This is a genomic window from Algibacter marinivivus, from assembly GCF_003143755.1.
Lineage (GTDB): Bacteria > Bacteroidota > Bacteroidia > Flavobacteriales > Flavobacteriaceae > Algibacter_B > Algibacter_B marinivivus.
Map to the genome: position 1 here is coordinate 35220 of NZ_QFRI01000004.1, position 20714 is coordinate 55933.

19 protein-coding genes and 1 tRNA gene are annotated in these 20714 nt (G+C 32.6%); 11 read left to right on the forward strand and 9 right to left on the reverse strand.

Annotated features, from left to right (window positions below; genetic code table 11):
- Positions 1-5: 5 nt before the first annotated feature.
- From DIS18_RS13185 to DIS18_RS13235, 11 genes are all read left to right on the forward strand, one after another.
- On the forward strand, positions 6-1199 hold the full coding sequence (locus tag DIS18_RS13185; protein ID WP_109353555.1) for an FtsW/RodA/SpoVE family cell cycle protein: 1194 nt from the start codon (positions 6-8) through the stop codon (positions 1197-1199).
- Positions 1200-2300: an undecaprenyldiphospho-muramoylpentapeptide beta-N-acetylglucosaminyltransferase gene (gene murG / locus DIS18_RS13190; protein ID WP_109353556.1), complete on the forward strand. Its 1101-nt coding sequence runs from the start codon at positions 1200-1202 to the stop codon at positions 2298-2300.
- The gene (murC, locus tag DIS18_RS13195) at positions 2297-3649 is read left to right on the forward strand and encodes a UDP-N-acetylmuramate--L-alanine ligase (protein ID WP_109353557.1); all 1353 of its coding nucleotides are present in this window, start codon (positions 2297-2299) and stop codon (positions 3647-3649) included. The genes murG and murC overlap by 4 nt, the downstream gene beginning before the upstream one ends.
- A gap of 16 nt (positions 3650-3665) precedes the next feature.
- Positions 3666-4358 carry a cell division protein FtsQ/DivIB gene (locus DIS18_RS13200; protein ID WP_342752174.1) on the forward strand — a complete coding sequence of 231 codons (693 nt, stop codon included), beginning with the start codon at positions 3666-3668 and terminating at the stop codon, positions 4356-4358.
- 3 nt (positions 4359-4361) lie between these two features.
- Positions 4362-5672: a cell division protein FtsA gene (gene ftsA, locus DIS18_RS13205; protein WP_109353559.1), complete on the forward strand. Its 1311-nt coding sequence runs from the start codon at positions 4362-4364 to the stop codon at positions 5670-5672.
- A gap of 55 nt (positions 5673-5727) precedes the next feature.
- Positions 5728-7728: a cell division protein FtsZ gene (gene ftsZ, locus DIS18_RS13210; RefSeq protein ID WP_109353560.1), complete on the forward strand. Its 2001-nt coding sequence runs from the start codon at positions 5728-5730 to the stop codon at positions 7726-7728.
- Positions 7729-7862: 134 nt separating this feature from the next.
- On the forward strand, positions 7863-8312 hold the full coding sequence (locus DIS18_RS13215; protein ID WP_109353561.1) for a GatB/YqeY domain-containing protein: 450 nt from the start codon (positions 7863-7865) through the stop codon (positions 8310-8312).
- 28 nt (positions 8313-8340) lie between these two features.
- A tRNA-Arg gene (locus DIS18_RS13220) sits at positions 8341-8414 on the forward strand.
- 353 nt (positions 8415-8767) lie between these two features.
- Positions 8768-12832, forward strand: a complete 4065-nt coding sequence (locus tag DIS18_RS13225) for an FG-GAP-like repeat-containing protein (protein WP_109353562.1) — start codon at positions 8768-8770, stop codon at positions 12830-12832.
- Positions 12833-12996: 164 nt separating this feature from the next.
- Positions 12997-13419: a CBS domain-containing protein gene (locus DIS18_RS13230; RefSeq protein ID WP_109353563.1), complete on the forward strand. Its 423-nt coding sequence runs from the start codon at positions 12997-12999 to the stop codon at positions 13417-13419.
- A gap of 107 nt (positions 13420-13526) precedes the next feature.
- Positions 13527-13946: a CBS domain-containing protein gene (locus tag DIS18_RS13235; protein ID WP_109353564.1), complete on the forward strand. Its 420-nt coding sequence runs from the start codon at positions 13527-13529 to the stop codon at positions 13944-13946.
- Here the strand turns inward: DIS18_RS13235 and rpe are convergent.
- The 9 genes from rpe to DIS18_RS13280 form a co-directional block, all read right to left on the reverse strand.
- On the reverse strand, positions 13943-14605 hold the full coding sequence (gene rpe / locus DIS18_RS13240) for a ribulose-phosphate 3-epimerase (protein ID WP_109353565.1): 663 nt from the start codon (positions 14603-14605) through the stop codon (positions 13943-13945). The genes DIS18_RS13235 and rpe overlap by 4 nt on opposite strands.
- A 175-nt stretch (positions 14606-14780) precedes the next feature.
- Positions 14781-15644, reverse strand: coding sequence for a sigma-70 family RNA polymerase sigma factor (locus DIS18_RS13245; RefSeq protein ID WP_019387909.1), 864 nt, complete (start codon positions 15642-15644; stop codon positions 14781-14783).
- Positions 15645-16333: 689 nt separating this feature from the next.
- Positions 16334-16633 (reverse strand): hypothetical protein, encoded by a 300-nt coding sequence (locus DIS18_RS13250; RefSeq protein WP_146191831.1) that lies wholly within the window; start codon positions 16631-16633, stop codon positions 16334-16336.
- 6 nt (positions 16634-16639) lie between these two features.
- Positions 16640-17206 (reverse strand): hypothetical protein, encoded by a 567-nt coding sequence (locus tag DIS18_RS13255; protein WP_146191832.1) that lies wholly within the window; start codon positions 17204-17206, stop codon positions 16640-16642.
- Between the two features lie 151 nt (positions 17207-17357).
- Positions 17358-17597, reverse strand: a complete 240-nt coding sequence (locus DIS18_RS14895; protein ID WP_146191833.1) for a hypothetical protein — start codon at positions 17595-17597, stop codon at positions 17358-17360.
- A 492-nt stretch (positions 17598-18089) separates the two neighbouring features.
- Positions 18090-18626, reverse strand: a complete 537-nt coding sequence (locus tag DIS18_RS13265) for a hypothetical protein (RefSeq protein ID WP_146191834.1) — start codon at positions 18624-18626, stop codon at positions 18090-18092.
- A 180-nt stretch (positions 18627-18806) separates the two neighbouring features.
- On the reverse strand, positions 18807-19388 hold the full coding sequence (locus tag DIS18_RS13270) for a PHD finger domain-containing protein (RefSeq protein WP_181364053.1): 582 nt from the start codon (positions 19386-19388) through the stop codon (positions 18807-18809).
- Between the two features lie 144 nt (positions 19389-19532).
- Positions 19533-19853, reverse strand: coding sequence for a hypothetical protein (locus tag DIS18_RS14980; RefSeq protein ID WP_181364054.1), 321 nt, complete (start codon positions 19851-19853; stop codon positions 19533-19535).
- A 315-nt stretch (positions 19854-20168) separates the two neighbouring features.
- Positions 20169-20690, reverse strand: coding sequence for a hypothetical protein (locus DIS18_RS13280; RefSeq protein ID WP_241974212.1), 522 nt, complete (start codon positions 20688-20690; stop codon positions 20169-20171).
- Positions 20691-20714: the final 24 nt, after the last annotated feature.

The following is a 20714-nucleotide window of genomic DNA, read 5'->3' on the forward strand; positions in this document are numbered from 1 at the left end:
AGGAAGTGCAAAAGCTTTTCAAAAACATAAAAGGAGATAGGTTGATCTGGGCAATAGCTGCGTTATTGGCTATTCTGTCTTTTTTGCCTGTTTATAGTGCTGCAAGTAATTTGGCTTATAAAGGTGCTGGTAGTAGTACGTTTACTTTTTTTGTGAAGCATTTTGTGCATTTAGTTTTAGGTTTTGCTATTATTTATGGTGTACATAAAATTCCATATAGATATTTTAAAGGGTTGTCTTTAGTAATGATTCCTGTTGTTTTGGTGTTGTTATGTCTAACTATTTTTCAAGGAAAAACTATTGATGGCGCTAATGCAAGTAGGTGGATTCAAATTCCTTTTGTTGGTATGTCTTTTCAAACATCAGCCTTAGCAGCTGTTGTTCTTATGGTTTATGTGGCTAGATATATGTCTAAAATTAAAGATGAAATTATAACGTTTAAAGGTTCTATTTTGCCACTTTGGATGCCAGTATTTTTAGTGCTTATTCTTATTTTGCCAGCCAATTTTTCAACTGCTGCTATTATCTTTTTAATGGTGGTTATGTTGGTGTTTTTAGGAGGTTATCCGTTGCGTTATTTAGCAGTTATTATTGGTTCTGGAATATTGGTTTTAACCTTGTTTATTCTAACAGCCAAAGCATTTCCTGATGCGATGCCAAATAGAGTGGATACGTGGATGGGTAGAATTGATAGTTTCACAAACCCAGGAGATTCTGATGCAGGTTATCAAATAGACAAAGCTAAAATTGCAATTGCTACAGGAGGTATACAAGGTGTTGGTCCTGGTAAAAGCATGCAAAAGAATTTTTTACCTCAATCTTCATCAGATTTCATTTTTGCAATTATCATTGAAGAATATGGATTGATTGGTGGTTTTGTAATCATGACTTTATATTTGTGGTTTTTATTTCGAATAGTTATAGTAGCGCAAAAATCCGATACTATTTTTGGAAAGTTGTTGGTTTTAGGTGTTGGACTTCCAATAGTTTTTCAAGCTTTAATAAATATGGCAGTAGCCGTGGAGTTATTTCCAGTTACAGGGCAAACGTTGCCATTAATAAGTAGTGGGGGCACATCAATTTGGATGACCTGTCTAGCTATTGGAATTATATTAAGCGTAAGTGCAAAACGAGAAGAAATTAAAGAAAAAGAAATAAGCGAAGAAAACCCATTAGAAATTTTATCAGAAGCAATTTAAATGCGTAATTATAAAATCATATTATCTGGAGGCGGCACAGGAGGGCATATATATCCTGCTATTGCTATTGCAAACGAGTTAAAATCTCGTTTTCCAGATGCTGAATTTTTATTTGTTGGTGCAAAAGATAGAATGGAAATGGAGAAAGTGCCACAAGCTGGATATGATATAAAAGGCTTATGGATTTCTGGTGTACAACGAAAGTTAACTTTAAAAAACTTAAGCTTTCCTTTTAAACTAATTAGTAGTCTATGGAAAGCTCGTAAAATTATAAAAACGTTTAAACCTGATGTAGCTATAGGAACTGGTGGTTTTGCAAGCGGACCATTATTGCAAATGGCTAATTCGAATAATATTTCTTCGTTAATTCAAGAGCAGAATTCTTATCCAGGAATTACAAATAAACTATTATCAAAAAAAGCTCAAAAAATATGTGTGGCTTATGATGGTTTAGAACGATTTTTTCCAAAAGAAAAAATTATTAAAACGGGTAATCCAGTACGTCAAGGCTTATTAAATATTGAAGATAAAACTGTTGAAGCAAAAAACTTTTTTGAATTAAAACATGGTAAGTATACGTTATTGGTTATTGGAGGAAGTTTAGGGGCTAGAAGAGTTAATGAGTTAATTGAAAAAGAATTAGATTTTTTCGATACACAGAATATTCAAATCATTTGGCAATGTGGTAAACTATACTATCAACAGTATAAAATTTATAATAACACAAAAGATGTTCAGGTATTCGAGTTTTTAAACAATATGGAGTTTGCCTATGCAGCGGCAGATATTGTGATTTCTAGAGCAGGAGCAAGTTCAGTATCAGAATTGTGTATAGTTGGGAAGCCAGTTATTTTTATTCCGTCTCCAAACGTAGCGGAAGATCACCAAACTAAAAACGCCCTGTCTATTGTAAATGAAGATGCTGCTTTGATGATAAAAGAAGAAGATTTGGAAGCCGATTTTGAAAATAAGTTTTCACAGCTTGTAGCTTCAACTGAGAAACAAAATCAATTAAGCGAAAATATAAAGAAATTAGCATTGGTAAATGCTACAAAAGATATAGTAGATGAGGTTGAAAAACTTCTGAAAAACAACAAATGAATTTAAACAACGTACATAATATTTATTTCATTGGTATTGGTGGTATTGGCATGAGTGCTTTGGCGCGTTACTTTCATGCGAATAATAAGCAAGTTGTAGGTTATGATAAAACACAAACTGCAATCACAAATAGTTTAGTGGATTTAGGTGTTGAAATTCATTTTGAAGACTCAATAGATAATATTAAAACTGAATATCAAAACCCTGAAAACACATTAGTTGTTTATACACCTGCAGTTCCAAAGAATCATAAAGAGTTGAATTATTTTAAGAATAATGGTTTTAAGGTTTTAAAGCGTTCTCAGGTTTTAGGATTGATTACTGAAAATACGTTTTGTTTGGCTGTTGCAGGAACACATGGGAAGACAACAACAACAAGTATTCTTGGGCATTTAATGAATGAATGTGATGTGTCTGTAACTGCATTTTTAGGTGGAATAAGTGAAAATTATAATTCAAATTTAATTATGAATGGCACTGAAGTTTCGGTAGTTGAAGCGGATGAATTTGATCGCTCGTTTTTAACATTATCACCAGATTTAGCTTGTATAACTTCAATGGATGCAGATCATTTAGATATTTATGGAACTGCTTCAGAATTAAAGAAAACATTCGAAGATTTTTCAAGAAAAATAAAACCTAATGGCAAGTTGTTTGTTAGAAACGGACTACCATTAAAAGGAATCACTTATGGTATTGAAGACGATTCAGATTATTCAATTCATAATATAAAAATAGAAAACGGGACATATGTTTTTGATGTAAAAACACCAAAAATAGTACTTGAAAATTTACAATTTAACCTACCTGGTAGACATAATTTGTCGAATGCATTAATAGCCTTGGCGATGGCTGTGGAATATGGTTGCCCACACCAGCAGCTCGCCAAAGCTTTAGCATCTTATAAAGGGGTTAAAAGACGATTTACATATCATATAAAAACAAACTCGTTTGTTTTTATTGATGATTATGCACACCATCCTGAAGAGATAAATGCAGTGCATCAGGCGGTTAGAGAAATGTATCCAAATAAGAAAGTCCTGGCTATTTTTCAGCCTCATTTGTATAGTAGAACCCAAGATTTTGTAGACGATTTTGCAAAAAGTTTATCGCAATTTGATGAGTTGATGTTATTAGATATTTATCCAGCTAGAGAATTACCAATAGAAGGTGTTACTTCATCATGGTTGCTTAATAAAATAAACAACAAAAACAAGCAGTTAGTTAGTAAAACAGAATTGCTATCTAAAATACACGAAAGTAACGCTCAAGTTATTTTAACTATCGGTGCTGGAGATATAGGAGAGGAAGTAAAACATATTAAAAAAGAATTTAGTATTGCGAGTTAATTGGAGTTACATAAAAATGATTGTTTTGTTAGGCGTAGTGGTCTTTTTATTCGCTTTTGCATCATCTAGAAATGCTAATAGAGAAGTCTCAAAACCCAACGTAAAATTCATTGGTGAGAATAATTTTTTTATAACTAATGAGACTGTTAGTAAATTGTTAATACAAAATTTTGGAGGTGTTAAAAACGTGCCTAAAGAAACTTTAGTTTTGAATGAATTAGAAAATGCCCTAAAATCTAATCCAATGATAAAAACTGCAGAAGTGTATGTTGCTGTAAACGGTACACTTAACGCAGAAATAGAACAGAAAACACCTATTGCGAGAGTTAGTACAAATGCGTCTTATTACATTGACGACGAAGGTTCATATATGCCATTGTCTAAAAATTATTCCGCTAGAGTACCTTTAATTACTGGTTATGTTGAAAAAAATAATTTAAAAAACGTCTATAAAATAGCGCGTAAGATTAAAGAAGATGAATTTTTAAAGAAACATGTTTTTGAAATTCATCAAGATATTAATAAACAGCTGTTTTTAAGACTTAGAAAATGTGATTTTATAGTGCAATTAGGAGATGAGAATTTTTTGAATAAGAAGATTAATAATCTAAAAGCATTTTATAAAAAAAATCAAAAAGATAAAACGCTGAATAATTACAGTAAAGTGAATTTACAGTTTGAGAACCAAGTAATATGTACCAAAATTTAGGCTATGGAGCATAATTTATCAGTAGGATTAGACATAGGAACCACAAAGATTGTGGCAATGATTGGTCGTAAAAATGAATACGGCAAGGTTGAGATTTTAGGCATTGGTAAATCTAAAAGCCTAGGTGTACATCGTGGTGTAGTAAATAACATTACACAAACTATTCAATCTATTCAACAAGCTGTTCAAGAGGCAGAAGTTGCTGCAGATATGAAGATTGATGAGGTTACCGTTGGTATTGCAGGTCAGCACATTCGTAGTTTGCAACACAGTGATTATATAACAAGATCAAATTCTGAGACAGTTATTGATGAAGATGATATTGATAGGTTAATAAACCAAGTTCATAAACTAGTGATGCTTCCTGGGGAAGAAATTATTCATGTTTTGCCTCAAGAATATAAAGTAGATGGGCAAGCTGAAATAAAAGAACCAATAGGGATGTACGGAGGTCGTTTAGAAGCGAATTTCCATGTGGTTGTTGGGCAAGTATCGTCTATTAGGAATATTGGTAGATGTGTTCAAAGCTCAGGATTGAATTTAGAAGGTATCACATTAGAGCCTTTAGCATCTGCAAATGCGGTTTTAAGTCAAGAAGAGAAAGAGGCAGGTGTAGCTTTAATTGATATTGGAGGTGGAACAACTGATCTAGCCATTTTTAGAGATGGTATTATCCGTCATACAGCAGTTATTCCTTTCGGAGGAAATGTAATTACTGAGGATATTAAAGAAGGATGTTCAATAATTGAAAAACAAGCAGAGTTATTAAAAATCAAATTTGGTTCTGCATGGCCAGGGGAAAATAAAGATAACGAAATTGTTTCTATTCCTGGATTAAGAGGAAGAGAGCCCAAAGAAATCACTTTAAAAAACCTGTCTAAAATTATTCATGCACGTGTTGTTGAAATTGTTGAGCAAGTATATGTTGAAATTAAAAATTACGGACACGAAGAGCAAAAGAAAAAATTAATTGCAGGTATTGTTTTAACTGGTGGAGGAAGCCAATTGAAACATTTAAAGCAATTAGTAGAGTATATAACTGGTATGGATACTAGAATAGGATATCCAAACGAACATTTAGCTGGTGATAGTGATGATGATATTACTAGTCCCTTATTTGCAACAGCTGTTGGTTTGGTATTAGACGGATTAAAACGTCAAGAAAGAAAGAAAATTGAACAACAAGATGAGCAAGTTGTTGATGATGAAACACATGTAGAAGAAGAAATTAGAGAAAAACCTATCAAAGAAAGACGCTCATTCCTTGATAAGTTGACAGAGCGCGTTAAAGATTTTTTAGATAACGCAGAATGATTAAATCCATTGAATTAAAAATATTAAGTACAAAACCCCAATAAAATAGAATTTTATGAGCAGCAAAAAAGAATTCGAAACAAGTATTTCATTTGATTTACCTAAAAATCAATCAAATGTGATTAAAGTCATCGGTGTGGGTGGCGGTGGTAGTAATGCCATTAATCACATGTTTCAACAAGGGATTAAAGGTGTAGATTTTTACATTTGTAATACAGATGCACAGGCGCTTCAAAATAGTGGTGTTCCAAATAAAATACAATTAGGATTAAACTTAACTGAAGGGTTAGGAGCAGGAGCAAATCCAGATATCGGAGAACAATCTGCTGTTGAAAGTTTTGATGATATATCTCAAATGCTAGATACCAACACTAAAATGGTATTTATTACTGCCGGAATGGGTGGTGGAACAGGAACAGGTGCTGCTCCTATAATCGCTAAAATGGCTAAAGATTTAGACATTTTAACGGTTGGTATTGTAACTATGCCTTTTCAGTTTGAAGGGAGAATGCGTATTGAGCAATCTCAAAAAGGAATTGAAAAATTAAGAAATGTAGTTGACTCATTAATTGTAATTAATAACAATAAACTTCGTGAAGTATACGGAAATCTTGGTTTTAAGGCAGGATTTTCTAAAGCTGATGAGGTGTTATCTACCGCTGCTCGTGGTATAGCAGAAGTTATTACACATCACTACACACAAAATATTGATTTACGTGATGCAAAAACCGTATTAAGTAATAGTGGTACTGCTATTATGGGGTCTGCATTGGCATCAGGTCAAAATCGTGCACAAGACGCTATTCGTAAAGCACTTGATTCTCCGTTATTAAATGATAATAAAATTACAGGCGCTAAAAACGTATTATTATTAATTGTTTCTGGTGCTCAAGAAATAACGATTGATGAAATAGGAGAAATTAATGATCATATTCAAAATGAAGCAGGTCATGGAGCAAATATCATCATGGGTGTTGGAGAAGATGAAGCTTTAGAAGAATCAATTGCAGTTACAATTATTGCAACTGGCTTTAATGTTGAACAGCAAGATGAAATTTCTAATACAGAAACAAAAAAAGTGGTTCATTCTTTAAGTGAAGAACAAGATTTAGATGCTCACGAAAAAGAACCAGTAGTTATCGAACCTACAATTATTTTAGAAGAAAAGAAAGAAACACCAGTTGTTCGCCATACTTTAGAGATTGAAGATGAGGAAGTAACTTTCGTTAAAAAAGATGAAGTTCAGCAAGTAGATGAAGTTGATGATGATTTCAAGTTAATCCCAACTTCAGAAATTATCAAGAATATTAATGTGGTTTATAATCAAGTTGACGCAAAAATTGAAGAAGTAACTAATAATGAAGAAGACGAAGATTTCATTATCAAGCCAGTAACTAGAATGGCTGCTGATATTGAAGATGTTCAGGATATAGAAGTGATTTCAGATAATATTGAAGAAGAGCAACAAATTACATTAACTTTTGATTTACCATTATCAACACCAAGTGAAGAAGTTGTAGAAGAGAAAGAAGATATCATTTCTCATGATTTATTAGAAGATGTAAAAGATATTGCTGTAAATGATTATGTTGAGTTAATTACAGTTAATGAAACTAATGAAGAAGGTGATATTCGTTATGCTTTAGATGATTATGTTGAGGTAGAGTCTTCAATAAACAAGGCACAACCTGTTTCAAACGAAATTTTAGAAGAAGTTGATGAAGAAGTGGTTTTTGAAAAAAAGGTAGTTGTAGAGCCATCAATAAATGAAGAAGAAACAGAAGAAATAGACCCAATGAATAGCCCTATTTCTGAGTTATTGAAAGAAAGAGCAGAAGAGCGCAGACGTAAAATGAAAGATTTCAATTATAAATTCAATAACGCAAAAATTGATGACATTGAAAAAGTACCAGCGTACAAGCGCCAGGGCGTAGATTTAGATGAAGCTAAACATTCATCAGAAAATGATTTATCAAGAACCAGTATTGGTTTAGATGATAATGATGATATTCAATTAAGAAGCAATAACTCATTTTTACACGACAATGTAGACTAATTCTTTTAAATTTAACTTAGTGTGTTATTTATTAACCCGAAGAGTTCCCTCAACTTTTCGGGTTTTTTTATTGTTATTCCTCCGAAGACAGGAATCTATTTTTTATCTTCGCACTTCCTTCAAAACAATATATTATGAGTTTACAACAAGATATTATGACGGCTTTAAAAGCAGCTATGAAGTCAAAAGATCAAACGGCTTTAACGGCATTACGAGCAGTAAAGTCAGCCATTCTATTGGCTCAAACTGAAAGTGGCGCAAAAGAAGATTTAACAGAAGAACAAGAGCTTAAAATACTTCAAAAATTAGTTAAGCAACGTAAAGATAGTGCTGCTATTTTTTTGGAACAAGATAGAAAGGATTTAGCCTTACCAGAAATTGATGAAGCAGAAGTAATTAGTCAGTTTTTACCAGAAGCATTAAGTGAAGAAGAGATTGAAAAAGTTGTTGTAGCCGTAATAGAGCAAACAGGAGCAGAAGGTATGAAAGATATGGGAAAAGTTATGGGTATGGTAAGTAAAGAACTTGCTGGACAAGCCGATGGAAAAACTATTTCTAATATTGTAAAAGCAAAATTATCATAAAATAATATATCTGCTTTACGCAGAAAACGGCCCCGTGGCGCAACTGAATAGCGCATCAGATTTCGGCTCTGAGGGTTACAGGTTTGAATCCTGTCGGGGTCACTACTTTTGACTAATAAAGTCTACAATAGTCCAATAAAAGACGTTAAACCTCGATATTTTCAGGTTTTTTGTTTTTTGGGATTAACCATTATATCCCATATTTACTAGCCCTATAATTAGCCCTTTTCGAAATGACACAATAATAATTTAACACACACTAGTGATCAAAAGTATGAGCGAAAATGTTATTTTTGGGAATCTTTAAAACAGAAATAAAAAATTACTTTTAAATAAAATAGAAGGTAATGATGAAAAATGAATGTTTTATGATATTATAAAAGCATTGAGGAAGGAAAAGAACATTCTCATCAATTACTAGTTCTACTATAAATGCTTTAAGGCAACTAGCCATTATGAAAACGATACAACTATTAGGCTTATTATTAATTGCTTCCTTAGGTCTAAATGCACAAACATTTGCAGAAGTAAGTGCTATTTCAGGAATAGATCATATCTATGATCAAATTGGAACTTTGGGTGGTGGTTGTGTGTTTTTTGATTATGACAACGATGGTTGGGAAGACTTATATATTGTAGGTGGTAAATCAAGAGATGTATTGTATAGAAATATGGCTAACGGAACTTTTGAAATTGTTCCAAATGCAGGATTTGATATAACAGATAATTTTTATACAACAGGTGTTGTAAGTGCAGATGTAAATAATGATGGTTATAGAGATTTATTTATAACTACCTGGGGAGGGCGTAATGATGGAAGTAATTTAAAAAGAAATCTACTTTTTTTAAACAGTGGGAACGGTACTTTTACAGAGTCAGGTTTAGTTGCAGGTATTACTGAGGTTAGTTTTTCTATGGGAGCATCAGTGTTAGACTATAATAAAGATGGTTTTTTGGATATTTATGTGGTTAATTATATAGAGAATCAGGATTTTTCGGAGGATGATCAAGGAAATGTAATGTTTAGTCATACTTGTTTTGAAAATTATTTTTACGAGAATAATGGTGATGGAACATTTAGTGAAAAAGCACAAATATTAGGATTAGACAACACAGGATGTGCTTTGGCTGTAATGCCAACCGATTTTGATCTAGATCAAGATCAAGATATATATCTGGCAAATGATTTTGGAGCTTATATTGAACCCAATGCATTATATGCTAACAATTACCCACAAAGTTTATATAGTAATGTATCTCAATTGACAAGAACCGACATTGAAATATTCGCTATGGGCATTGCATATGCTGATATCGATAAGGATAATGATTTTGATTACTATCTTACAAATCTAGGAAGGAATGTGCTTCTAAGAAATAATGGGGACCAAACATTTACAGATGATAGTACATTAGCAAATGTTGAAAACACCTATGCACAAGACGGTGATGGAAGTGAGTTTCTTGCTACAGGTTGGGGAACGGCTTTTTTAGATGTAAATAATGATACATGGCCAGATTTATTTGTTGCTAATGGAAAAATACCATCAGCAAATTCAATTTCAACGGGAGAGGACGACCCGAATAAACTTTATATTAATAATAATGGTATAACATTCACCGATATATCCTTCGAATCTGGAATTAATGATTCCAATAGAGGAAGAGGGATGGCGTATTGTGATTATGATAAAGATGGTGATTTAGATATTGTAGTTGTTGTGCAAACCCATTCGGCTGGTACGAATGCACGAACAACATTATACCAAAACCAATTAAACCCTGGTAGCGTTCAGGGTAAAAACTGGGTGCAATTTAAACTTGAAGGCGAATCAATTAACAAGGATGCAATTGGAGCAAAGGTGAAGCTTACAGTAAATGGGGAGCAACTAATTCAAGAAGTCCATGGTCAAGGGAGTCACTGTAGTCAACATTCATTGGTTGTACATTTTGGTTTAGCCGATAATGAGGTGATTGATAATATTGAGATTATTTGGTCTGATGATTATAGTCAAAATTTCGAGGATGTCACTCCTAATCAACGTTACTGGGTCAAGGAGGGGAATAATCTTTCAACAGCAATTTATGGTTGTACAGACCCTAATTCTTGTAATTATAATCCAGCTGCAACTGTTGATGATGGTAGTTGCCAATACTTAGCACCTAATGACATTTCAGGAAATACAGCGTCAGGGTTTTACAAAACAGAAACATACACTTACAATTCCCCTGCTGATTCACAAGTATCTTGGACAGCAGAAGGAGGTAAAATTATCAATGGTCAAGGCACAAACAGTATACAAATAACATGGGACTTTGTAGAACATGGAAGAGTCATTGCCTTAGAAAGTGGCAACTCTTGTTCTAATAGTGAAGCAGAACTAATTGTAAATCTTCATATCAATAATTTATCAGAAGATACTTCTATTGCTAGGATATGGAACGAAGCATTGTTAGAGGCTATTCGTGGAGATTATGCAAGACCTACATTACATGCCAGAAACTTATTTCATACCTCAGTAGCCCTGTATGATGTTTGGGCCATTTTTGAAGGTACTAAGCCTTATTTAATAGGCAATGAAGTACATGGATTTACGAGTGATTTGGTTGAATTTGAACCAACTGAATCAATAGCTGCATCTAAAGAAAAAGCTATGAGTTATGCCGCTTATCGTTTACTTGTACATCGATTTGAAGATTCTCCAAGTGCAGATACATCTTTAGAACGCTTTAATCTAATCATGAAACAATTAGGCTATGATATTAGTAATATTTCTATGGATTATCAATCAGGAGATGCCGCTGCTTTAGGAAATTATGTTGCACAAACTATTATTAATTATGGGTTTACCGATAACTCTAGAGAAATAACAGGGTACGATAATGCCTTTTATCAACCAGTAAATCCAGCATTGGATTTAAATGGACCTGACGCCCTAACAGGTATCTTAGCATCTAGTAAATGGCAACCATTAACCTTTAATACTTTTATTGATCAGAGTGGTAATTTAATAGAAGGCTCTACGCCAGAATTTTTGAGCCCTGAATGGGGAGCAGTACATCCTTTTGCCTTATCAGATTCAGATAAGGAAACTTTTAATGAAAATGGAAATGATTATACCGTATACCACAATCCAGAGGCACCACCACACTTAAGTGGAGCTAGTGCATCTTCTAGAGAACAGTACAAATGGAACTTTGAATTGGTATCTTTATGGAGCTCTCATCTAGACCCTACAGATGGGGTGATGTGGGATATATCACCAAAGTCCATTGGAAATATAGATATTAACCTGTTTCCTAATTCATATGCCAATTACCATGATTTTTATAATGAGTTAGAAGGAGGTGATATCAGTTTAGGTCATGCTATAAATCCAGTAACAGGAAAAGCCTATGAAACCCAAATGGTGCCAAGAGCAGATTATGCAAGAGTATTGGCAGAGTTCTGGGCAGATGGTCCAGATTCAGAAACACCACCAGGACATTGGTTTACTATACTCAATTATGTAACAGATCATGAACTCTTTGAACGAAAGTTTAACGGACAAGGAGAAGAATTAAGTCCCTTAGAATGGGATGTAAAAGCCTATTTTATATTAGCAGGAGCCTTACATGATTCCGCGATAGCCGCATGGGGTATAAAAGGATGGCATGATTATATACGTCCTATTTCAGCGATACGATATATGTGTGAGCTAGGTCAAAGTACAGACAATAACTTGTCAAACTATAACCCTGAAGGCATAGAATTAAAAGTAGGCTATATAGAAGTTGTTCAGGATGGAGATCCATTAAGTGGAATAAACAATGAGCATATTGGTAAAATAAAACTAAAGGCATGGAGAGGTCATAATTTTATAGACAATGCCACAACCGATGTAGCTGGTGTAGGTTGGATCTTGGCAGAAAACTGGTGGCCTTACCAACGCCCGAGCTTTGTAACACCGCCTTTTGCAGGTTTTGTGTCAGGGCACTCAACTTTTTCTAGAGCAGCTGCAGAGGTAATGACTTTAATTACTGGAGATGAATTTTTTCCTGGAGGCATGGGAGAATTTGTAGCCAAAAAAGATGAGTTTTTGGTATTCGAAAAAGGCCCTTCAGTAGATGTAACCTTACAATGGGCAACCTATAGAGATGCTTCAGATCAAACGAGTTTATCGAGAATTTGGGGAGGTATTCACCCACCAGCTGATGACATTCCGGGAAGGCTCATAGGTAAACAAATTGGTATTGATGCTTATAATTTTGCCTTACCTTATTTTGAAAAAAGTAATACTTCTGATGACGAATTTGAGATTGTACTATACCCGAACCCTATTGAAGATAATCTCTATTTAAAAAATTTAAAGGGTACTAGTACGATACAGTTATACTCCATTAATGGACAACTTATATTCAATGACACAATTTCGGCAACATCAGGTAGCTTTGATTTAAAAGCATTAGCGCAAGGTGTTTATATTTTAAAAGTTACCAGTGGTTCTGAAAATGTAAATCAAATTCTGATTAAGCGATAGATAGGTTTAAGTTTATTTAGCAAAACATATAATATTTTTTATAAAGTAGCTTCTTCAAGAATTGTGATTTTTCTGGGTACTAAATCTCCTATAATGACTTTTGTCATACATTATCTACTCTTGGTTTAGTAATTTTAAAAAACCAAACTAAAAGATATAATGTTATGATACGAAAAGCACCTATTTCAATGATAATGACAGAAAATGTTATCACTTTAAATAAAACAGATAGCTTAGAAACTGCAGAGCAATTATTTAAGCAACATAAAATAAGGCATATTCCCGTAGTAAGTGATAATGTAATTATGGGTATGCTGAGTTATACTGATCTACTCAGATTAAGTTTTGCAGACATAACCAATAATGATGATAATCCTGCAGATGTAATGGTTTATAATATGTTTACTATTGATCAGGTTATGAAACGAAATATAGTCACTGTATCTTCATCTAATTCAATAAAAGAAGTGGCCGAAATTTTAGCATCTAAAGAGTTCCATGCGCTTCCAGTAGTTGATAATAATTCGTTAACAGGAATTGTTACAACGACTGACATGATAAAACATTTACTAAAAATTTTAAATTAATTTTTATTCTTAATACAGGTACTTATTAATACTTTTTAAGAGATATAAATCATATTATATTTTATAAATCTGAAGTAATTTTACTTTACAACTTAAATCAAAAAATTATGAGACAGCGTATACCGGTTTCAACTATAATGACTAAAAATATTATAGGGTTAACAAGATCAGATGATTTAGAAAGAGCTGAAATCCTTTTTAATAGATACAAGATAAAGCACTTACCTGTAGTTACAGGTGAGGTTATAATTGGAATGTTAAGTTATACAGATTTAATGCGTATTAGTTTTGCTGAAAGTCGAGATGAAGTAAGTAATTCAGTTGAATCAGTTGTTTATAATATGTTTAGCATAGAACAGGTTATGTCTAAAGATGTTGTAGCAGTTACTAGTGAAACGACTATTAAAGAAGTTGCTCAAACTTTAGCCGACAGAGAGTTTCACGCATTACCAGTTTTAGAAAATGGAATTTTAGTTGGTATAGTTACAACTACAGATTTATTAAACTATTTTATAAAACAGTTTTAAGAATTAGCTAAAGCTTTTAAGTCTTTTATAGTTTTTGGTTGGTCCGTACTTTTAAAAACATAACTACCAGCAACCAGAACATCAGCTCCAGCATCAATAAGTTGTTTTGCATTTTTATTAGTAACACCGCCATCAATTTCAATTTTTGTAGATGCACCTTTACGATTAATTAAGTCTTTGAGTTGTTTTACTTTATTATAAGTGTTTTCAATAAAACTCTGACCTCCAAAACCAGGGTTAACACTCATAATGCAAACTAAATCAATATCATTAATTGTGTCTTCTAAAAGACTTATGTTTGTGTGCGGATTAAGAGCAACACCAGCTTTCATGCCTTCAGCTTTAATAGCTTGTAAGGTTCTATGTAAATGTGTGCAAGCCTCATAATGTACAGTTAAAACATCACTTCCTAGATCAGCAAATGTTTTTATATATCTATCAGGATCAACAATCATTAAATGCACATCAATAGTCTTTTTCGCATGTTTAGTAATAGCATGTAAAACAGGCATTCCAAAAGAAATATTAGGCACAAAAACACCATCCATAATATCAATATGAAACCAATCAGCATCGCTATTGTTAACCATTTCTACATCGCGTTGCAGGTTAGCAAAATCAGCAGCTAAAATTGATGGGGCAATTAGTTTAGAAGACATATAAAAATTAATTTCGGCAAAGATACTAAAGTCTTTAGCTAAAGGAAAAGAATTTTAAAAATAGCGCAAAAATAAACCCGCGGTAATCAGCCGCGGGTTCTTTCATCAATCAAAAAACGAACAGTTATGTTTGTAACTGTTGTTACTGTAATTTAGTCGTAATTTTTAACAATTACTAACCTAAATATGTTTTTAATATTTTACTTCTAGACGTATGTTTTAATCTACGTATAGCTTTTTCTTTAATTTGTCTTACACGCTCTCTAGTTAAATCGAAAGTCTCACCAATCTCCTCTAAAGTCATTGGGTGTTGGTTTCCTAACCCAAAGTACAAACGAATAACATCAGCCTCACGAGGTGTTAATGTTTCCAAAGCACGTTCAATTTCCGTACGTAAAGATTCATGTAATAATTCTTTATCAGGATTTGGAGACTCTCCAGAGTTTAATACATCGTATAAGTTAGAATCTTCACCCTCAACTAAAGGTGCATCCATACTTACGTGGCGTCCAGAATTTTTCATAGACTCCTTAACATCATTAATGGTCATGTCCAACTCCTTAGCTATTTCTTCAGCAGAAGGCGGGCGTTCATGACTTTGCTCTAAAAAGGCAAATGTTTTATTAATCTTGTTAATAGAACCAATCTTGTTTAATGGTAAACGTACAATACGCGATTGTTCAGCTAAAGCTTGAAGAATCGATTGACGAATCCACCAAACAGCGTACGATATAAATTTAAAACCACGCGTTTCATCAAAACGTTGTGCAGCCTTAATTAAACCTAAATTACCCTCATTAATTAAATCCGGTAAAGTAAGCCCTTGGTTTTGGTATTGTTTAGCAACAGATACAACGAAACGTAAATTAGCCTTCGTCAATTTCTCTAAAGCTATCTGATCACCAGCCTTAATACGTTGTGCTAATTCAACTTCTTCATCAGCTGTAATCAAATCAACCTTACCAATTTCCTGTAGATATTTATCTAACGATGCAGTTTCTCTATTAGTAACCTGCTTCGTAATTTTAAGTTGTCTCATCTAATGTTTCCTGAATTTAATTGTGAATAAATAGGTCGTTCAATAGTTATACGTACAAATGTTACATTTTGTTACAAAAAAAGATTAAAATATTTCAATCTCTTGATTATTAGACACTAAAAACACATAAAAGTCACATGCACTTTAATTATTTGGGCATTACCCACAAGGGGTCGGGCTTTTTGTTACAAGTCCTCGCGCCTCTCCCGATAGCTATCGGGATCAGGCTGTGGGCTTTCCTCTGCAATCCCTAATGCGCTTAATGTTGTGGCTTATTCGCTTAAAAGATAGGTGTAAATAAAAATAGTAAAAAAAAATATGGTATTTCTGCAATAATAAATTATGACTATTGTTGGCTTTTAGCTTTTATTATTGATATTATAATTCATTCCTATTTTGAGTTAGAATTCCTTAAAATTTGCAATTTTCGAAAAAATAGTTTTTCTGAATTATCTTTATTAAAATTCAAAAAAAAAAAACGAAAATAGAACCAGCCTTTATTCAGGACGGGCCAATATTGTTGCCAACGTGTTTGTATATGGTTTGTTGCGTGGTTTAGCACGTAATTTAGCAAATAAAAACCGAATAGAAAATCCGCGAGGATTTTCGTAAGTAGGCTAGAACTAGCAATAAATTATATACGGTGTTGGCAACTGGCTTTTATTTATTCAGTTCAATTATTCTCTAAATTAATTTAAAAATAGACTTGCTAAAATTGGCAAAATTCCAAAAATGACAAGTCCAACTATTGAAGTCCAATATTGATAATTTTTCTTCTCTTTTTTTATGGTACTAAAAATTATAAAAATCAGACTCAATAAAAGTAAAACTGTTCCTAAAATTCCGAAATAAAATAAAACTTCTGCTGTGTTGTCTCCTTCATTAAATATACTGGTGTAGCTGATTGTTAGATAAAAGGAAATAATATTTATTACTAAAATCCAAATCATAAAATGGAATGCCCATTTTTTAAAATTTATGCTATTCATTTTAAGTTAGTTTTTCAGTTCGTTTTTATACAATTCCGCTATTTTATTTCTTTCGTTTTCGTTTTTTAAAATATTTTGAAGCCACATTTGTGGTTGGTCTGTTGCATTTCCATATTCTCTATCCTTATATTCTTTAAATTCCGAAAATTCAAGCCAATTCTTGTTGTGAATATGCTGAAGTGAATAAACAGCCATTTCTCCGTTTGTTGCTCCAAAAAATGGGCAAGTATGCACTTTGGTTTTAGTTGTGTCAGAAAGCTTGGTTATAAGAAATTCAGTCAATTCCGTTTTGTCATTTTTCGCAAACTTTTCCCATTCTTTTTCACTAAAAACCATAGTGGGAATTTTTCTCTTTTTTTCTGTGACATATTGTGTTCCACCTAAACAGCCTCCTTTTTCAAAGACCATAAAATTCCACTGTTCAGCAATTGAATCGGTTTGTTGAATTTCGGGTTGGGAAAATTCTTTAGACAATTCAGCAGTTTCAATGCTCAATTCAGATTTTGACTCCGATTGATTTTTACAGGAAATCAAAGTTAAAATCAGAAGTAATATGTTTAATGCGTGTTTCATTTTCAGCTTGTTGCCAACGGTTTTGTGTATGGTTAGTTGCGTGGTTAAGCAACTAAGTTAACAAACAAATCACAGATAGAAAATTCCAGAGGAATTTTCGTAAGTCGGCAGTGACCAAGCAATTAATTATACACGTTGTTGGCAATAGTATTTATTCTTTTAGAGTCGGTTCATATGGAATTCCGAATAACCCATTTACTAAAGTAATTCCGAATTCTTTTTTTTGTTCAACTTTCGCATAGTCACTTTTATCCATAAATATTCCATCAACATTATCATCGTAAGATTTTCCAGTAATTCTACCTCGAACTTCATATTTACCATCAGACTTGATAACCCAAGGTTCAGATGATATTAATTTTCCATTTTCACGAAATGTCATTGTACTCATAACGAAATTTTTTTCCGTCGTTTCTGTTTTGGATATTCTATTCATTTTTAGAGTAACAGTTGTCAATAAACTAGATGACAAACTATAAATCAAGTAACTCATTATTCCAATATATCCAAGATGTGAGATTCTAGACCAATTTCCTCCGTTATATTCCGATTTTTTGAAAACGAGTATTGAAGAAATTATAATCGATAAAGCAATTGATATTGGCAAAAGAGTTTTCTGTAAATCCGAAATGTCAGTTGTCAAATAGAGTTCAGATTCCTTTGGTAAAAAATAAAAGGCTGAAGACAAAGACGTGACTAAAAATATAAGTCCAATTATTATTCGGGTTCGTTTTTTCATATTATTGCCAACGGTCTTGTGTATGATTAGTGGCGTGTTCAAGCACCTAATTTAGCAAATAAAAACCAAATAGAAAATCCGCGAGGATTTTCGTAAGTAGGCGAGAACTAGCCATTAATTATACACGTTGTTGTGCAACGTTTTTTAATCTCCACTCCAATCTGGATATCCTATTTGTCCCCAAAAATATCCACTGTCTTTATTGATAATATAAATAACAAATTGATGTTCCGTTTGTACAGTTTTCAAATATGTATTTTGATTCTTGGTAATCGGTTCAACATTTTCATTTATATAGGTTGATACACTTTCAATAAGCTGGTCATCTTCTGAACCATATAATTTAAGAAGTTCGTTTTCTATTTCATCCGAATATTGATGCATTTCGTTTGTTGCAACGAATTCAAGTGCTGATTCTCGGTCAAATTTTAGGTGAAGCCATATTAGTCCTTCAAGGTCATCTTCACAATCCAATATTTCAACATTTTCAGGGAATTTTATCCCGCTTGAGTTTTCAAAGAAGTCAAATTCGCAATAAGATTTTGTTTTTACATTTTTACAAGACATTAAAGAAATACCAAGTGCGAATACGAATATTAAATTCCGCAACAGTTTAGCTCGACTTCCAAGTTCATTTTCATTTTTTAATTCAGCTCGTAAATTTGTATTCAGTTTACTCAATTCAGAAGTATTTTCGTTTTTTGGCAAATGTTGCACAACGGTTACGTATAAGAATAGTGCGGTTTTGTGTCCGAGGATTTTCCGCAGGAAAATCAGAGCGACCAAATACGCGCTAACCTTTAGATTTAGGAATAAATTTAAGCATTATTTTTATACAATGTTGTGTGTACGTGCTTTATTTCAGTCACTTTTCTTAATAACGTTATACGGTAAAAGTTCGACAATAACTTTTCCGTTTTTGTCTTTTTTTATTATTCTTTCAGGTTTTTTTTCTCCGTTTGTCAATATTCGTGCTTTATAAAACAATTCCATATTTCCATTTAAGAAACCATTTCCATATTCCGCTAATTCAGTTTTCGCTTTTTCCAAACTTGCTCTAAATTCACGCTTTTTTGGAAAGTCATAACCATTATATTTTTTATTCGGTTCAGACATTCTTTGAATATCAGATATTGATATAGAATCCCATTCCGATTCAAAAAAGTCATCGCAATTTCCTTCTCCAAGTATTATGTCATAATTGTATGGATAATCAGTTGGGAAATCAGATGCAGTTATTTTTATATATTGTTCTTCTTTTCGCCAAATAATAGTCGTAAAGTACGTTTCAATTTTTTTACTATGTAATTGAAATTCGTTTTTTTCTACAAACGTTCCAACTGTTTCTAATGCAGATTTTGCAAACGAAATATGCTTCCTCGAAGGTTTTGAATTATCTCCAAATTTTAAAAAGTCAAATATTCCCATAATCTTGGTCAGCATTACACACAACGGTTACGTATATGAAATGTTGCGTGTTTGTGTGCGAGGATTTTCCGAAGGAAAATCAGAAGCTAACAAACGAGCAACAAACTTTGGTTTAGGTAAAACTAGCAATTTTTTATATACTTTGTTGTGGCTAGTTTTTTATATTTCACTTAATCCAATTAGGCTTAAAAATCCGACAAATGTAAATGCAGTATCCAAAATATTCAATTTTCGGTCGTCTTTTGGTGAAAACCAAGCTGCAACCATAAATTCTTGTTTTGTGAAAACTAAACTTATTATTCTAAATAATGTCAAAATGATTACAAGTCCGATTAATGTTTTGTCATAATTTGCATAAGAACCAACCGTTGAATTAAAATCCGAATTTCTTTTTAAGCCATTTAATATATACCATTGTATAAGTCCAATTCCGAACCAAATTAATGTAATTGACTTTTCTCTAAATCTTTGATAATACATCCAAAAAAGAGATATTGGTCCGCCGAAAGTCAAAACTAAAAGTAATGTATTAATAGTTTTTTGGGGAAAAATAGAGAATTTATAAAAAAAGCATATAAGTCCGCCGAACAGAATGTAAATTCCAATGTAAATTAAATCAATTATTTTCACTTTATTTCTGGTCATTCTCAAATTAGCCACAACGGTCTTGTGTATGATTAGTGGCGTGTTTAAGTACTAAAGTTAGCAAATAAATCACAAATAGAATATTCCGCAGGAATGTTCGTAAGCAAGCTAAAACTAGCCATTAATTATACGCGTTGTTGTGCAACGTATTTATATTTTCTTTATAATCCAATTCGATATTTTTTCAATGCGGAATATTATAATTAGTGTCAAAATCGTTTTTAGAATATAATTCGCAATTGCAAAATCAGGTAATTCAATTTCTTCATTTCCATTCAGGCTCGAAATGAATTTTGAGCAGTAATCAATCAAGTCCGGAATTAGATAAATTAATTTCGCCAACCAAATAACTCCAACTGTCAATAAAATCACTTTTGTCAGAGATTCAGCGTTCAGTTCCGTTTTTATTTCATTGTCCGTTTTTATTAGTTTTTTAGCAATCCATTCCGCTTTCAAGAATAGAAATATGGATACGACAATATTCGCTATTGTCAGAAATGTTCCAGTAAAATAGAATTTATCAATCGGTTCACTTAACAATTCGTCAAATCGAGCCATAGTTGCAGTTCCGTAAACAGAAAAAAAGTAAGAACCAAAATGGTCAAAAATTTTCGTCAGTAAAAATATTCCAGCAATTCTAATTATTAGAGCTGTTAAAATTCGGTTTGTCATTAACTTTCGGTTTTGGTCATATGT

Bases quoted from the DNA above. Each gene is read 5' to 3' on its own strand.
- murG (WP_109353556.1), top strand. From the start codon at position 1,200: ATGCGTAATTATAAAATCATATTATCTGGAGGCGGCACAGGAGGGCAT.
- murC (WP_109353557.1), top strand. From the start codon at position 2,297: ATGAATTTAAACAACGTACATAATATTTATTTCATTGGTATTGGTGGT.
- DIS18_RS13200 (WP_342752174.1), top strand. From the start codon at position 3,666: ATGATTGTTTTGTTAGGCGTAGTGGTCTTTTTATTCGCTTTTGCATCA.
- ftsA (WP_109353559.1), top strand. From the start codon at position 4,362: ATGGAGCATAATTTATCAGTAGGATTAGACATAGGAACCACAAAGATT.
- ftsZ (WP_109353560.1), top strand. From the start codon at position 5,728: ATGAGCAGCAAAAAAGAATTCGAAACAAGTATTTCATTTGATTTACCT.
- DIS18_RS13215 (WP_109353561.1), top strand. From the start codon at position 7,863: ATGAGTTTACAACAAGATATTATGACGGCTTTAAAAGCAGCTATGAAG.
- DIS18_RS13225 (WP_109353562.1), top strand. From the start codon at position 8,768: ATGAAAACGATACAACTATTAGGCTTATTATTAATTGCTTCCTTAGGT.
- DIS18_RS13230 (WP_109353563.1), top strand. From the start codon at position 12,997: ATGATACGAAAAGCACCTATTTCAATGATAATGACAGAAAATGTTATC.
- DIS18_RS13235 (WP_109353564.1), top strand. From the start codon at position 13,527: ATGAGACAGCGTATACCGGTTTCAACTATAATGACTAAAAATATTATA.
- rpe (WP_109353565.1), bottom strand. From the start codon at position 14,605: ATGTCTTCTAAACTAATTGCCCCATCAATTTTAGCTGCTGATTTTGCT.
- DIS18_RS13245 (WP_019387909.1), bottom strand. From the start codon at position 15,644: ATGAGACAACTTAAAATTACGAAGCAGGTTACTAATAGAGAAACTGCA.
- DIS18_RS13250 (WP_146191831.1), bottom strand. From the start codon at position 16,633: ATGAATAGCATAAATTTTAAAAAATGGGCATTCCATTTTATGATTTGG.
- DIS18_RS13255 (WP_146191832.1), bottom strand. From the start codon at position 17,206: ATGAAACACGCATTAAACATATTACTTCTGATTTTAACTTTGATTTCC.
- DIS18_RS14895 (WP_146191833.1), bottom strand. From the start codon at position 17,597: ATGAGTACAATGACATTTCGTGAAAATGGAAAATTAATATCATCTGAA.
- DIS18_RS13270 (WP_181364053.1), bottom strand. From the start codon at position 19,388: ATGCTGACCAAGATTATGGGAATATTTGACTTTTTAAAATTTGGAGAT.
- DIS18_RS14980 (WP_181364054.1), bottom strand. From the start codon at position 19,853: ATGTATTATCAAAGATTTAGAGAAAAGTCAATTACATTAATTTGGTTC.
- DIS18_RS13280 (WP_241974212.1), bottom strand. From the start codon at position 20,690: ATGACAAACCGAATTTTAACAGCTCTAATAATTAGAATTGCTGGAATA.